Origin of the sequence: Kocuria arenosa, assembly GCF_042879215.1 — a bacterium.
Classification (GTDB): Bacteria; Actinomycetota; Actinomycetes; order Actinomycetales; family Micrococcaceae; genus Kocuria; species Kocuria arenosa.
This window is the reverse complement of the sequence record NZ_JBHZTA010000018.1, coordinates 1-14346: the sequence shown is the minus strand read 5'-3', so window position 1 is coordinate 14346 and position 14346 is coordinate 1. Positions and strand designations below refer to the sequence as shown.

Below are 14346 nucleotides of genomic sequence, written 5' to 3'. Positions count from 1 at the left end.
GAGTAAGGCAGGCACCCAAGCTCACGACCAGCATGGGCATTGCAGACACTCCGCTTTACATATGGCCGGTTAGCGGTTGGTCTTCGCCAAGGTGGTGGTAGCCCTCGGGGACGGCGACACGCTGATCATCATCGGGTTGGACTGTTTGAGACGGTCGGGGCAGAGCACGCTGGCCTTCGCCGAGGCCCTGCGGGGGAGGTGCTGGGTTGAAGGTGCTGGATTGGGGGGGCGTGGGCATCCACACCCCGGTGGGGTCGATGGTCTTCACCGGGATGGTCGCTCTCGCTTAGGTGGAACCGGAGATCAAAATCGAACGCAGCACCGGCTCGACGGCAAACGCCGGGTCCCCGGCAGGGATCTCGGTGGGCGGCGCCTGACCGTCACTGATTTCACAGGCGACGTGAGTCTTGACTATTCCTTTCGCGGAGCTTCAGGCTTCGCGTTGTTCGGCCGGGGACCGGGAGCGGGAAGGGGTGCCCCCGGGGCTTCGAGGGTGGTCGAGGCCGTCTCCATCCCCAGCCCGGTGTCGGTGCGCGTGCCTCGGTCCTTGAAAAGCAGCAGGAAGGCCAGTAGGACAACGGCTGCGATTCCGGCGGGAACGAGCCAGATCTGGCGCCACTCGTGGTTGTCGGGGATGGCGAAGTTGTCGACGATGGGTCCGGCTACCAGGGAGCCGATGAGGATGCCGATGCCGTAGGTGGCGAGGGTGATGAGTCCTTGGGCAGCACTGCGGAACCGGTCGCCGGCGAACTTGTTCGTGTAGATCTGACCGGCGACGAAGAAGAAGTCGTAGCAGATGCCGTGCAGGAGGATGCCCAGCAGCAGCATCCAGTACATGCCACCGGTGTCGCCGAAGGCGAAAAACACGTAGCGCACCACCCACGCCGCCATGCCGATGGCGAGGGTCCATTTCACGCCCAAGCGCTTGAGCAGGAACGGCAGCAGGAGCAGGAACACCACTTCGGAGGCTTGGCCCAGGGACTGGACGGCAGCCGCAGCATCCACGCCGATCTCGTTGAGGAACAGGTTGGTGAAGTTGTAGTAGAAGGCCAGCGGGATGCAGATGGCGATAGAGGAGAGGAAGAAGACCAGGTAGGAGCGGGACTTGAGCAAGCCGAGAGCTTCGAGCCCGAGCATGTCGCCGATGCTGGATTTGCCGCCCTTCCGGGAGGGGGGTGTCGCGGGGAGGGTGAAACTGAATACTCCCAGGACCAGGGAGGCGACGGCGGCCATTTTGAAGGTCAGCGACAGGTCACCGCCTTGTTCCCAGCCCAGCCACCCGATGGTGACACCGGCCACGATCCAGCCGATGGTGCCCAGCACGCGCACTGCGGGGAACTGCTTCTCCGGGTCCTGCATCTGGCGGAACGACACCGAGTTGACCAGGGCGAGGGTGGGCATGTACAGGATCATGTAGGCCAGGATGACCGGGAAGAACGAGCCGAAGTCGGTCATCGTCGAGGCGAACCACAATAACGCGGCTCCGGCGATGTGCAGCACCCCGAGGATCTTTTGGGCTGCGAAGAACTGGTCGGCGATGAGCCCGATGATCAGCGGGGCAGCGATGGCGCCCAGTGACTGGGTCAAGTAGGCCAGGCTGATCTGGCTGCCGGAGGCGGCCAGTCCCTGGCCCAGGAACGTGCCCATGGTGACGAACCAGGCGCCCCAGATGAAGAACTGCAGGAACATCATCAGCGACAGTCGCAGGCGGATCCCACCGGTCATGCTCCCGCTGCCCCGGTCGACGGCTGCCGGCACATCGTCGCCTTTACCGTGACGCGGGCCTTGGCCGGCCGAGCTTGAGTCGTGGGTCATGACAGCTCCTCAGGAAACGATGAGCGGGCGCAGGGTGCGGTGGGCGACGCGCAGACCGGTCTGGATCCGGTCCTCGGTGCCACCCCACAGCGGGTCTTCGTGTTCGACGGAGAGCACGAAGTCGAACCCGCCTTCGTAGAGGGCGTCGATGACCCGGGTCCAGTCGACCTGGCCCAGGCCGGGGACGCGGTATCGCCACCAGCCCACGTCCCACGGGTCGGGGCGGTTCACGGAAATGCCGGGCCAGCCATAGCGGGTGCGCTGGTCCGGGAACAGCTCGATGTCCTTGGCCTGGGCGTGGGCGACTCTGTCGACGTAGGGGCGCAGGGCTGCGACCGGGTCGATGCCCATCCACATCAGGTGCGACGGGTCGTAGTTCAGGTACAGGCCCAGGGAGAACATCCACTCCCACAGCTCCGGGGAGTAGGCCAGGTTGCCGGGGTAGCCGTCGGGGTGCCAGCCCTCCATCACGCAGTTCTCGATCACGATCTTCACGTCGCGTTCCCCGGCGCGCTCCACCAACGGGGGGAAGATCTGTGCCGCCTCGGTGAGGTTCTCCGCGACCGGCTTCGTCGGGTCCCGGCCGATGAAGGTCCCCACCGTGGGACAGCCCAGCAGCGCTGCCGCCTCGATGCACTTGTCCACGTGCTGGTTGATGTCCGCCCGCTGCTGCGGGTCCGGGTGCAGGTTGTTGTCGTAGAACGACAGCGACGACAACGTCAGCCCGTGCCGATCGAAGACCTGCAGCACCTGATCGGCCTTGCCCTGGTCGAAGTCGCTGACGTCGATGTGGCTGGCGGTGAACGGCCGATTCCCCAGTGCCGGCCACGCGGCCACTTCCAACGCCTCGTAGCCATTCTCACCGGCCCAGGCCGCGATCTGCTCAAGACTCCATTGCGGCAGGCATGCCGTCAGGAAGCCCAGTTTCATGCCGCTACCTCCACCCAAGCCCGGTGCCGCGCGGAATCGACGACGGCTTCACTGAGGACGGCGGCCCGCAACCCGTCAGTGAAGCCGGGCAACCCCTCCGGCCGGTGTCCGGCGATCGCCGCGAACGAGTCGGCGACGAAGGCGTTGAACGCGTCCTGGTAGCCCTGCGGATGTCCCGCCGGCAGTCGCGCGTATCGCGCCCCGGCCGCCGAGAGAGTGTCCGGTCCACGCACAACAATGCGGTTCTCGGCCTGCTCGCCGACCCACAGCGAGTCCGGGGACTCCTGGTCGAAGGCGTAGGAGGCGAGGGAACCATCGAAGGAGAACCACAGCCGGTTCTTCCGCCCCGGCGACACCTGGCTGACCACCACCGAGCCGCGCGCCCCGTGATCGGTGACGAAAAGCATCACCGCCCCGTCTTCCGTGCCGACCGTGTCCGGGCCGCCGACCTCACCACAACGTTCAGGAAACGCCTGCCCTGTCGCCGCGGTCAGCGAGACGATGCGATGGCCGGTGACGAACTCCATCAGGTCGCACCAGTGCACCCCGATGTCCCCAAAAGCCCGCGACGCCCCGCCCAGAGCCGGGTCCACCCGCCAGTTGGTGGCGTCGCTGCTGGCCAACCAGTCCTGCAGATACGACCCGTGCAACAGCCACAGCCGCCCGGCCTCCCCGGCGGCGATTCTGGCTCGCACTTCACGCACGGTGGGGTAGAACCGGTACACGAATGGCACCGTGGCCACGACGCCGGCCGCCTCCGCGGCCGCCACCAACCGCCGGGCCGCATCGACGGTCGTGGCCAGTGGCTTCTCACAGATCACCGGCTTGCCGACCCGCAAGGCCAGCTCCGCCAGGGCCGCGTGCGTATGGTTCGGCGTGCAGATGTGCACAACATCGACGTCGTTCGACTCCATCAGCGCCTCAGCCGACGGAGCACCCCATGCCGCGCCGAGCCGTTGCGCTGCAGCGGCGGAACGCTCCGGGGAGGAGCCGGCGACGGCCGCCACGACACCACCCGCCGCCCGAACCGCGCGAGCATGTACCTCACCGATGAACCCGGGCCCAATGATTCCCGACCGCAGGCCGCTGACGCCCATGCAGGCAAAGTAGGTAGAACGCCAATCCAAGTCAACGGTTCACAGACATATGTAGGGGGTTCCGGGGATTGAGTCAGGGGCGTCGGGTCGGGCGGATATCCCAACGGTGCCGAGCCCACCCCTGGCGGATCAAGCCCCGGATGATAATGGCGTTGACGAAGGCGGTGAACGCCTCGACGACGCGGCTGCGTCCCACGGCGCAGATGGCCACCTCTTTGAACCCCTGGTGGTGCCAGAAGTTGGCCCCTGCGCGACATCCAGGCCTACGACCACGTCCCCCTGGGGCCTTGCCCGGGCAAGCTCTTCGCCTCGTCGATCTCCCTGCGGGCCGTCCCGCTTCAGGCGCTGGACGCCACCCGAGTCGCACCCCCGGCCCCTGGAGCACGCCCTGGGCGCGTACCTGGACGGACCACCCTCGCATGGGTTCGCACCGTGCTGGCCTCTATCGCGACGGCCGCCGTGTGCCAGCGCTGGGCGTCCCACCGCGGCCCACTCGTCACGATGCTGTTCACCCTAGCAACGCTGACGGCCGTGACCATTCCAATGAACAAACGCGACTTTACATAGGGCCCGTTAGCGGCCGTCCCAGTAGCGCTTGTTCTGGGTTTTTGCTGAAGGTTTCTGGCATCGGCTGTAACGCTTCTTGCATGGCCGTGATATTGCCGAATTGGAAGCCGAGCTGAGTTGTGTAGGACGCGCAGGCGATGAGCTTGGCTTTCGTCTCAGCAGGGGTCGATAAGCGCTTGTGGACACCTTTGGTATGGGGGGATAGGCGCAACGCATAGGGCAAGTCATCCCACTGGACCACGGCAACTTTGTGCCGGTGCGAGAGCATGTCCAGGGCGTCTCGGACGTGCCGGTGGTCCACATGGTCTCCCAAGGCCGCCGGGCCGAGCACAAGGTCCGGCGGTCGCATTCCAGGACGCGCCAGCTCCGGCTCCAGCGCATCGCGCACGTCCTCCGGGGTGGTCTCGTCTGCGGCCAGCACGGGGCCGAACAGCGCCGTGGCGCTGTCGTACCCGCGGTGGGGGGCTTCGGCGAGACCCAGATGAACTGCCTGAGCTCCGAGGGCGGCCATAGCGGTTTCATCTTCTGCCCGGCGCAGCGCCATGTAGTCGACGCTGGGGGAGAGGCCTTTGTCGGTCTGGCAAGCGAGGGCGAAGCCCTGCGAGTTGGGCGCTCCGGCGGTGAAGACGGTGACCACCCGCACTCGGGCGCCCCTCGCCGCCAGCCCGGCCAGCAGAGCCCCGGCCGAGAAGGCGGCGTCGTCCAAGTGCGGGGAGACGGCCAGGACCACAGGTCCCCCGGCGCTCTGTGATGTCACGGGCCTGCTCACAGCAGGTGCGGGGCGGTCAGGTAGGGGCAGTCCGCTCCCTGGGCCGGTTCTACTCCCCGGCCACCTGAGGTCGGACGCTGCGCCGCTGGCAGCAGTGTCCAGGACGTATCTCCCGTGGCTCCCAGCACCCGGTCGTACACGTCCTCGATTCGTTGCGTCAGCGCCGGCCACGACCACTTCTCGCGCACCTCGGCGAGGGCCTGGGCGGCCAGGGCCCGGGCCAGGGGCGGCTCGTCCAGTAGCCGGCGCAACGTCGCCACCAGCTCCTCGACGTCCCCCACCTCGTGCAGCAGGCCGTTACGGCCGTCCTGCACGCAGTCGACCACGCCCACCGTGCGGGTGGTGACCACGGGCAGCCCGGAGGCCATCGCCTCGAGGATGGTGTTGGAGAACCCTTCGGACTGGGTGGGCGAGACGAACACGTCTCCCCGGCGGTACACCTCGGGGGCGCCGGTGTAGGGGGTGTAGCCCGTCTGCTCCACCGCGTCCTGCAGACCCAGCTGCCCGACCAGCTCCGAGACGGCGTCCACGTCGGGGCCGATGCCTGACACGATCAGCCGCACGGCGCGTCCCTCCTGGCGGAGGACAGCCAGGGCGTGCAGCAGGTCCAGCACGCCCTTGCGCCGGTCCACCCGGCCGTGAAACAGCAAGGTGGTGACGCCGTCGCCGTCGCGGTCGAGGTCGCCCGCGACCCGGTCGTCCGGTCCCGGGGTGAACGCGCCGGTGTCGGTGGCCCCGCCTATGAGGGTGCACCGCTCCGGCAGCGTTCCGTGGTGCTCGGTGACCTCCTGCGCGAAGGTCTCGGAACCGATCAGCACGGCGTCGGCCCGGTCCAGCACGGTGCGGATGCCCACGGAGTGCTCCGCGCAGCACAGGCCCACCCAGTGTCCGTCCCCGCCTTGCACGCTGATCACACCGGGCAGGCCCAGTTCGGCCGCTGCCTGCAGGGCAGCCATGCCGGTGGGCCAGGCGTACTGGGCGTGGATGACGTCGAACGGTTCCTCTGCGTGCAGCCGCAGCACGGCCTCGCGCATGGCGGCGATGTCCTGCTCGAAGTCGGCAGGCAGGCCCTCGGCCACCCGCTGCTCGCCCAGCGACTCGAGCCCCACGGACTGCACGCCCTCCGGCACGCGCTCCGCCGGGGGCGGTCCGCCGCCGTAGACCGCGCTGCCGGCGGCGTCGCCGCGGTACTGCGAGATCAGGGCGACGTCGTGGCCGTGGGCGCGCAGCTGCGCGATGAGGTTCTCGGCGTACACGCTCATCCCGGACACCGCCGGCCAGTAGCGCCGGCTCAGGAAACAGATCCTCACGCGGCCCACCCCTTCGCTCGGGCGACGGCTGCCGCGTGCAGGGCGGGCTCGCGGTAGAGCGGGTACAGGTCCTCGCCCACCACCCTGTCGATCGCGGCCCGGTCCAGCCAAGCCGGTCCGCCGAGCCGCTCCTGGGCCTCGGCGGTGAGGTGTACAGGCACGGCCGTGACCGGCACGCCCCGTTCTCTCGGCGCCCCGAGTCCGACGATGCCGTGCAGCCCGGTCCGGCCGTCGCCGCGGGCCAGCAGGTCCGCGACGCCGCGTTCGCCCACGCGCCCGTAGCTCATGATCTCGACCTCCAGGCCCGGGACGATGACGCGCACGGCGGCCACCTCCGCGCCGGGCTCGGAGCAGTCGAGCACGAGTACCTCGAGGCCCTCGGCCTCCAGGGCGTCCACGAGGTGGGCGCGCAACGCCGCCTGCTCGTCGGTCCCCTCCGGCGCCCGCCAGGTCGGCAGGCCGGTGAACGGGACGCTGGATCGGCGGGCCAGGACGGTGGGCTCCAGCAACCCGCGCAACTCGTCGCTGCCCATCTCGAGCCAGCGCAGCATGCCCCGCAGCGCCCGGGGCTCCTCGCCGGCCGGGTCGGCCGCGTAGCGCTCCAGGTAGCCATCCGGGGCGATGGTGCGCACCGCCTCGAGGGAGCCGTGGGTAAAGGCCTTGCGGGAGCGGGCGGCCACGAACTCCAGCAGTGCCTTGCGCAGCGCGACCTCCCGGTCCGGGTGGGCGGCCTCGCCGGCGGCGGTGACCATCACGGGCTGCAGCGGGTTGTGGTCGGCGCCGACCACGAACAGGCCGACAACCCCGAGGCCGACGCCGGCGAGCTTCACCATGACGTCCACCCCCTCCGCCCGCAGTGCTGCGAGGGTCCGGCGGGTGACGGGGTCGGCGACGTCGCGGTCGTCCGAGCCGAGGTCCACGACCACCCCGGTGTCCATGGCACGGAACCGGGTGCCGTTGCCGTTGCGCTGCAGCAGCTCGCCCAGACCGTGGGCAATTGCCCGGTCCAGGGAGTCCCCAGCCCCCATGCCGTTGCCCATTCGTGTGACCAGCCGCTCCTCGGGCGGATCGTCGACCATACCGGGGGGGATCAGGTGGCGGTCCCGCAGCACCATGTCCGCGGGCACCCACACGGCGGTGCCCGTGGACAGCCGTTGCACGGGCATCCAGTTCAGCGGAGTCTCGGGGGAATAGCGGCTGCCGGCGTCCAGGCACAGAGCGGGCGGATCCACGACCGCGTCCGCGCCCTCGGCCGACCGCAGACCCGTGTAGGAGTCGCGGCGGAAGGGCATTCCGACGACGTGGCGGGAATGCAGTCCGATCTCGGCCGCCTCCCCCCAACTGGAGCGGCGGGCGTCGGCGTCCGTGCCGCCGTAGCCGTGACCGGCCGACACACCGGCGCCGTGGGAGGCGACCGTCCACCAGGAGGGCACGCCGACCGTGTCCAGGCGGTAGGTCGGGAACTCCACGGTGTCGTCCTGACCGGCGGCACTGCGGTAGTTGCCCGTCACGGGATGGTCGTCACCGGTGCTGAGCTCGTGGTCGACAACGAGGGGATGCTGGGTTCTCATGCGATCACCGCCGTCGCGGGACGCAGCTCGTCCATGGGCACGGGACTCGCCGAGGGCGGCCGGGAAAGCATGTGGTCGATCAGGGCCACCACGTGAGCGGTGGTCACCCCGGAAGCGAACTCGAAGGGGCTGAAGACGGTGTCGAAAGACAGCGCCCCCACGATCTCGCGCATGTGGTTCAGCTCGCCCCGGGACAGCGGGATCTGGGCGTGGAACGCCTTGTGGGCGCTCAGCGCCCGCGCGCTGCCGTCGGGGTTCAGGTCGATCTTCAGGGAATCGCCGCAGAAGAGCAGGCCGCGCCCGGCGTCGTGGAGGACGCTGTGGCCGGGGAAGTGCCCGCCGGTGCGGTGCAGGGTGATGTCCTTGGCCAGCAGCAGCGTCTCGTCGGACGGGTAGGTCACGCGGAACGCCTTGGTCCAGGGCAGGTCCTCCACCCCGATCGCCAGCACGGGCGGGTCGAGCTCGTCCTGTAGCTGCCACAGCGCACCGAAGCCGTGCACGTGGCTCGAGGCGAGGGCGGAGAAACCGCCGCGGCGGCGCAGCTCGGCCAGGGACTCCCGGCTGTACCAGCCGGTGGCTTCGAAGCCCAGTAACCCGGAGTCCGTCTCCAGGACCCAGCCGCGGCTGCCGAGGCCGATGTCCGGGTCGCTGTAGAACTCGGTGACGCCCGGCACGGCCTCCCGCCAGGACGTGCTCACCAACCGGTCCACCTCGGCGGCAGTGCGGAAGGTGAAGCCGTCGCGGGGAAGCTCGTTGCGCACGTCGGCGCAGACGGGGCACAGGGGCGGTGGAGAGGCGGCGAACCAGCGCTGCCAGTGGCCGCAGTTGTCGCAGGAGTAGGCCACGTGGGCGGGGTTCGCCCGGGTGGGCAGCACGGCCAGTTCGGCGTCGCGCTGGCCCCTCGCCTCGTGGGCGGTGTTCGGGTCGGTCATCGGAGAAGCTCCTCGAAGTCGTTGGACGTGGTCACCGGTACGGCGTCGTGCATGAGTTCCAGCAGGCGCAGGTCCCGGCCCAGGGGGTACGGCCACGGGGTGCTGCCGGTGAGAGCCGTTTCCACGGCTTGGACCTGGGCGGTGAAGGGCGATAGCCCGGTGTCGAAGGGCACCGGGGCGCAGCTGCCGTCGGCGGCGTCGATCAGCTCGAGCCGCCCACCAGCGTCCTGGCCCATCGTGTTCGTGGCCATGAGCTGGCCGCGGGTGCCCACGATCTCCAGGCGCCGCCGGGGCAGCGTGTCGGCGGTGTTGTAGGAGTTGTGGATGCTCACGAGCACGCCGGAGGCGGTCGTGCCGACCAGGACGGAGCCGTCGTCCACCGGGTAGTCCTGGACCCGGCGCTGCTGGTGCGTCGCCGCCCGGACGATGTCCTCCCCGAGCAGGGCGCCGACGAGGTCGATGCCGTGCGGGGCCAGGTCCACGTAGGCGCCGCCGCCGGCCCGTGCCGGGTCGGCCCGCCAGTTGTCGTGCCCGGGGTGGTTCTCGGGCACCCAGTCCGGCGGCAGCCAGCAGCCGTAGACGATGCGCACGGCCGTCACCGTGCCCAGTTCCCCCGAGGCCACCAGCTGCGCGGCGGCCCGGTGGGCGGGATGGAACCGCTGGTCGTAAGCCGTGGCGGCGAAGATCCCGGCCGTCGAACACGCGGCGACCAGCTGCTGCGCGTCGGAGAGCGAGGCCGCCAGGGGCTTCTCGCACAGCACCGCCAGCCCGGCGGCCGCGGCGTCCTCCACCACAGGGCGGTGGGCATGGTTGGGGGTGGCCACGTAGACCACCTGCGCCCCCGGCACCTCGGCGGCCCCGGCCACGTCCCGGCAGGCCCGAGCCCCGGGGAACCGGGCTGCCAGCCGCTCGGCGGCCGCGAGGTCACGGTCCACGACGGCGACCACCCGGCTGCCGGGCGAGGCCGCGATGGCCGGCGCCATGTGGTCGCTGGCCACCCAGCCGGCCCCGGCGATGACCCAGCCCACCGGCTGCGGCGCGCTCATCAGATCCCCAGTCCCGCGTCGGCGAGCACGCCGAGCTGGTAGGTCTGGACGGTGCCGGGGTGCACGATGTCGAGGTCCTCCAGCGCCTGGGACGCCGTGAACGCCGCGGCCCGCGCGTGGTGATGCACCTGCAGGACCCGGTCGAGGACGTCGGCGGCGTTGAACACCCGCCCCACCGGGGTCTCCGCGGTCTCGCGCTGCGGCAGCAGGGTGCGGAGCCGACCGGCGAGCTCCTCGGGCAGCTGCGCCAGGGAACGCTGCTCCAAGGCGTCCAGGATGCGCAGATAGTGCTCGCCGAGCAGCACCTCCCCGGCGTACCCGGCGTCGGGCAGGTCCCCGTTGGGCAGGTGATGGGCCATGGCCACCACAAAGGCGTCCCCACGGCCCACGCCGTGGCGCGGGGCGAGCAGGGCGGAGTAGACCGCGGTGACGAAGCAGTGGTCCCCGTGGCTCTCGGGGGGCTCCACGATGATCCGGGGGGTGCTGGGGTGGGTGGCCCCGGCCCGCGGCTGGTCCACGAGAGCCAGCACAAACGACGGCACCCGGTCCCGGTCGACCTCGGGGGCGTCCTCGGCGTCCACAAGCTGCGGCAGGGCGGCGCGCAGGTCCTCGATGTCGCCCAGATCCGGGCCACCGACTTCCAGGGCGGCGTCGAACGCCCGCTCCAGCACCTCCAGGGCCTCGGCCCGCTCGAGGCCGGCCCGGCGCAGCACGGAGCCGTCCACGCCGGCGAGCCGGGTGGCCACCAAGGCCCGGGCCGTCTCCTCGGCGGCGATCCGCTCGAAGTCCTCGCCCTGCACCAGGCGCCGCCATCCGCGCACGAAGGCCCGGTCCGCGAGGGAGCCGAGCCCACGGGCGTCACGCAACCGCTTCAGGTCACCGAGCTGGCGCAGCAGCGTGGTCCCCACGCCCACCCCGCTCAATGGCGGGCTCCCGCGCGGTCGAGACCACCGAGGGAGGGGAAACGGTCCAGGAGGAACCGGCGGCTGTCCGGGACGGAGCGCTCGTGCACGTGATCATGGTCGTAAAGCTCCACGCTGATCCAGCCGGTGAACTCCTCCTCGTACAGCACACGTCCCACCGACTCGAAGTCGATGTCCCCCTCGCCGGGAACCAGGTGGGCGTGGACGCGCCCTGCGATGTCCTCGACCTGCAGGTGGCGGGTGACGGGCAGGTAGCGCCGCAGGGACTCCAGGGCGTCCTCCTCGACCACCACGGTGTGCCCCAGGTCCTGGCTCAGCCACAGCGCCTGGGAGCCGGTGCGCTCGATGAACTCCGCGACCTGCGCGTTCGTCTCGAGGAGGAAGCCCGGCTCCGGCTCGACTCCCAGCACCGTAGAGTCTGGGGACGCGCCGGCCGCCTGCAGCTCACGCTCCAGCACGCCCAGCAGCTCTGCCACGGACTCGTCCAGCACACCCAGCGCCTGTTCCCGGTCCGCACCTTCGGCGAGCCTTCCGGTGGAGAAGACCACGATCGGCACACCGATGCGCACACCGATGCGTACGGCGCGGCGCAGTAGGTCCAGCCGCCGCTCTCGGGCCGATGGGTCGAGGTCCACGAGGGCGGGCTCGAACGGACGCTCGCTCAGCAGCAGCGGGTCCCCGGTGGCGAGACTGCACGCCACCACCCCAGTCTCCTCCAGCACGCCCCGTAGCTCATCGACGTCAGCGTCCGTGAAACCCCACGGATCCACATGCTGACGGTTAAGGGACAACTCGATGCCGGTGTAGCCGCAACGAGCGAGAAATCGAACCGCGCTGAACAAGGACAACGAACGCAGACCATTGGCGTTGTAGGCAAGGCGGGGACTGTGGGTGATCTCAAAAGGCACAGCAGCTCCTGTCAGGGTGTTGGAAGGCGGCTGGCCCTGGAAAAAATCCACCTACACGCAAGACAGCGCCTCTCACCGGGGATGACCGCCGGGGTGGCTCGTGGCCGGACAGGTTGCGCTCCGACCACCACTCGAATCCCCCAGATGGACACTAACGCCGAAGTCAGACAACGACTAGTGGCGCTCATCACCCCCGGACGGAACGGAACGGCCGCAGGACCAGCGAGCCTGCCCCGCTTTCCCGTGTAATGGTCACAACTAAGGTCCAGAGGCGTCGCCGTGCAACCGCTGATCGGTCCGTGAACATCGAATGCAGAAAAACACCTTTTTACAACTACACGTAAGGCGGATGAGCGGCAGACCATGGTGCGGTGGAGATTACGTTCCGCCTTCGGGGGTGGAGCTGGATCCGCTGGCCGGCGGTGACTTAAGCAGGGCGAACTGCACCGGCTTGGTGGGGTGCTGGATCTGATCCAGCGCCACCTCCCAGCACAGCAGGTCCAAGGCTGCGGCCTCGAAGTGGGTGACCGCTGTGAGGTCGACGATGACCTGGGTCTGGGAGGTGGGGGTGCGGGCGCGGTGGATCAACGGGTGGAGCATGTGCTGGTTGGTCTCGGTGAGGTGCCCGCTGGTCACCAGGCGGGCGTGCTTCTCGTCAGCGGTGACCTCGACGGACACGGAGAGCTGAACTTCCATTCCGGGGCTCCTGGGCCGGGAAGGGATCGTGGCCGGCTGCTGGACCTGCTCCCAGACTAGGAGCGTTGTCTCCGGTGGGCCAGGTGTGTGGCCGTGTTCTTCTCCTGGCGGCGCCGTGGGAGGTCTCGCCCATGGTGGAGGAGCGACAGGCGAAGTGCTCACCGGTCGGGGCCTCGGCCAGCGCAGCCCAGGGGCGGGCGTTGCCGGGGTTCTAGACCTGCACGCTCACATGGTGCCGCGCGGGCAGCACCGGGACATCGCCGTCCCCTCCGGGGCTGGTCCGCCTGGTCATCTGGACCCAGGGCAGGTCCTGGGCGCGCCGGTAGCTCAGCGCCCCAGGAATCCGGCCCTTCTCCTCCAGCGGGGTCCCACGGGCGAAGTCGGCCCACAGCCGGCGGACCTGGCGGCCGTGGGCGTCGATCTCCTCCCACTCAGCCCCGGCGACGAGGCCGGTGCCGGCCCAGGTGTGCTCGTGGCCGAACAACAGCGGCAGGTCGATGGCGTGGGAGGCTCCGTACTCGTTGCCCGGGGCTCCCCAGGAGATCTCGTAGGTGTGGGCGGTGCCTCCGGCGCGGGTGTGGCGGGTGGCGAAGCGGCGGATGGCCCGGGTGTAGACGGCTGCGCTCACGTAGTCCACGACGGCGCGGCGGATCAGCGGGCCGATCAGCGGCAGTTGGACCCATCGTCGCAGGCGGGGGGCGCCGGGGATGTGCAGGCGGGCTTCTTCAGCGGTGTGACCGATGAGGACGTCGATGTGCGGAGCCACCCGGTCCCAGGCCGCCTCGATCCCGTCCTCCTCCGGCAAGGGGTGGTGGCCGTACTGGGTGCCGAAGGCCATCGCGCCCATCAGCCCGAAGGCCGCGGCGTGGGCGGCGACCTCGGCTTGGAGGGCCACGACCGTCTCCGCCGGGGTGGTGGCGGTGACGATCTCGGCGGCCTGGTTCATGGCCTCGTTCATCGCGGCCCGGCCCCGGGTGATGCCCAGCGGGGGGCTCTGCAGGATGGCGCGCCGGAACAGCGAGGGAGCTTCGGGGGTGGCCATGAGGTGGGCCACCGCATCCGCCCCGGCGGACTGACCGAAGGCGGTGACATTACTGGGGTCCCCGCCGAAGGCGGTGATGTTACGTCGCACCCAGCGGAAGGCTTCGAGCTGGTCGAGCAGCCCGAGGTTGGCCGGGCGGTGGTGGCCCGAGCCCAGGTAGCCGAACAGACCGAGCCGGTAGGTCACCGTCACCACCACCACGCGTTGTTCGGCGACCAGCCGGGCCGGGTCCATGATCGCCGCGTCCCCGGCCCCGGTGGTGTAGGAGCCGCCGTGGATCCACACCATCACCGGCAGCCCCTCGTCCACCCGGACGTCGCGGGGCAGCGTCACGGACAGCCGCTGGCAGTGCTCGTCCCGGGGCAGACCGGCCATGGCCCCGCCGAGGACCTCCTCCAGAAAGGGAGAGCGGACCTGCGGACACGCCGGGGCCGGGGCGGTGGCGGCGAAGGGCTCCACCCAGTCGGTTGCCGGGGCGGGGGCGGTGAACCGGCCGGCCGTGGCGTAGGGGATCCCGGTCGCCCGGGTCACCTCACCATCGACCCACCCGTGGATGGGCCCGCAAGGAGGGGTGAATGTGAGGGTGGTGGTCATTGTTCCTGTTCTGGCCGGTCATGGGTAGGGAAGGTGGGGGTTGCACCCGCCAGGGGCAGGGGCTGGCGCGGGAATGGTCAGCCGATGACGGTCAGGGCGGAGGGGGCGGATTCGACCCGGACGGTGGTGTTCGCCGGGACGGAGCG

At 70.0% G+C, this 14346-nt stretch carries 13 protein-coding genes; 1 reads left to right on the top strand and 12 read right to left on the bottom strand.

Annotated elements, in window-relative coordinates:
• Positions 1–411: 411 nt before the first annotated feature.
• Genes ACFYE3_RS18070 through ACFYE3_RS18060 form a run of 3 tightly spaced genes read right to left on the bottom strand, consistent with a single transcriptional unit; the run spans position 412 to position 3842 of the window.
• On the bottom strand, positions 412–1815 hold the full coding sequence (locus ACFYE3_RS18070) for a nucleoside permease (protein ID WP_387611554.1): 1404 nt from the start codon (positions 1813–1815) through the stop codon (positions 412–414).
• A 9-nt stretch (positions 1816–1824) separates the two neighbouring features.
• The gene (locus ACFYE3_RS18065; RefSeq protein WP_387611551.1) at positions 1825–2745 is read right to left on the bottom strand and encodes a sugar phosphate isomerase/epimerase family protein; all 921 of its coding nucleotides are present in this window, start codon (positions 2743–2745) and stop codon (positions 1825–1827) included.
• Complete coding sequence (locus tag ACFYE3_RS18060; RefSeq protein ID WP_387611548.1) at positions 2742–3842, bottom strand: Gfo/Idh/MocA family protein; 1101 nt, start codon at positions 3840–3842, stop codon at positions 2742–2744. Before ACFYE3_RS18060 ends, ACFYE3_RS18065 begins: the two co-directional genes overlap by 4 nt.
• 432 nt (positions 3843–4274) lie before the next feature.
• Here ACFYE3_RS18060 and ACFYE3_RS18055 point away from each other — a divergent pair, with 432 nt between their 5' ends.
• The gene (locus tag ACFYE3_RS18055; RefSeq protein WP_387611546.1) at positions 4275–4409 is read left to right on the top strand and encodes a hypothetical protein; all 135 of its coding nucleotides are present in this window, start codon (positions 4275–4277) and stop codon (positions 4407–4409) included.
• On the opposite strand, the gene ACFYE3_RS18050 is transcribed toward ACFYE3_RS18055, so the two are convergent.
• From ACFYE3_RS18050 to ACFYE3_RS18010, 9 genes are all read right to left on the bottom strand, one after another.
• Complete coding sequence (locus ACFYE3_RS18050; RefSeq protein WP_387611543.1) at positions 4402–5139, bottom strand: PIG-L deacetylase family protein; 738 nt, start codon at positions 5137–5139, stop codon at positions 4402–4404. The two genes, ACFYE3_RS18055 and ACFYE3_RS18050, sit on opposite strands and share 8 nt — an antisense overlap.
• Positions 5140–5174: 35 nt before the next feature.
• Positions 5175–6488, bottom strand: coding sequence for a glycosyltransferase family 4 protein (locus ACFYE3_RS18045; RefSeq protein ID WP_387611540.1), 1314 nt, complete (start codon positions 6486–6488; stop codon positions 5175–5177).
• Positions 6485–8059: a YcaO-like family protein gene (locus ACFYE3_RS18040; protein ID WP_387611538.1), complete on the bottom strand. Its 1575-nt coding sequence runs from the start codon at positions 8057–8059 to the stop codon at positions 6485–6487. The genes ACFYE3_RS18045 and ACFYE3_RS18040 overlap by 4 nt, the downstream gene beginning before the upstream one ends.
• Complete coding sequence (locus ACFYE3_RS18035; RefSeq protein WP_387611535.1) at positions 8056–8991, bottom strand: MBL fold metallo-hydrolase; 936 nt, start codon at positions 8989–8991, stop codon at positions 8056–8058. Before ACFYE3_RS18035 ends, ACFYE3_RS18040 begins: the two co-directional genes overlap by 4 nt.
• Complete coding sequence (locus ACFYE3_RS18030; RefSeq protein ID WP_387611533.1) at positions 8988–10037, bottom strand: Gfo/Idh/MocA family protein; 1050 nt, start codon at positions 10035–10037, stop codon at positions 8988–8990. The genes ACFYE3_RS18035 and ACFYE3_RS18030 overlap by 4 nt, the downstream gene beginning before the upstream one ends.
• Positions 10037–10945, bottom strand: a complete 909-nt coding sequence (locus ACFYE3_RS18025) for an HD domain-containing protein (RefSeq protein WP_387611530.1) — start codon at positions 10943–10945, stop codon at positions 10037–10039. Before ACFYE3_RS18025 ends, ACFYE3_RS18030 begins: the two co-directional genes overlap by 1 nt.
• Before the next feature lie 11 nt (positions 10946–10956).
• Positions 10957–11868, bottom strand: a complete 912-nt coding sequence (locus ACFYE3_RS18020) for a sugar phosphate isomerase/epimerase family protein (protein WP_387611596.1) — start codon at positions 11866–11868, stop codon at positions 10957–10959.
• Positions 11869–12246: 378 nt separating this feature from the next.
• Complete coding sequence (locus ACFYE3_RS18015) at positions 12247–12564, bottom strand: hypothetical protein (RefSeq protein ID WP_387611527.1); 318 nt, start codon at positions 12562–12564, stop codon at positions 12247–12249.
• A 211-nt stretch (positions 12565–12775) separates the two neighbouring features.
• Positions 12776–14200: a carboxylesterase family protein gene (locus tag ACFYE3_RS18010; protein WP_387611525.1), complete on the bottom strand. Its 1425-nt coding sequence runs from the start codon at positions 14198–14200 to the stop codon at positions 12776–12778.
• Positions 14201–14346: the final 146 nt, after the last annotated feature.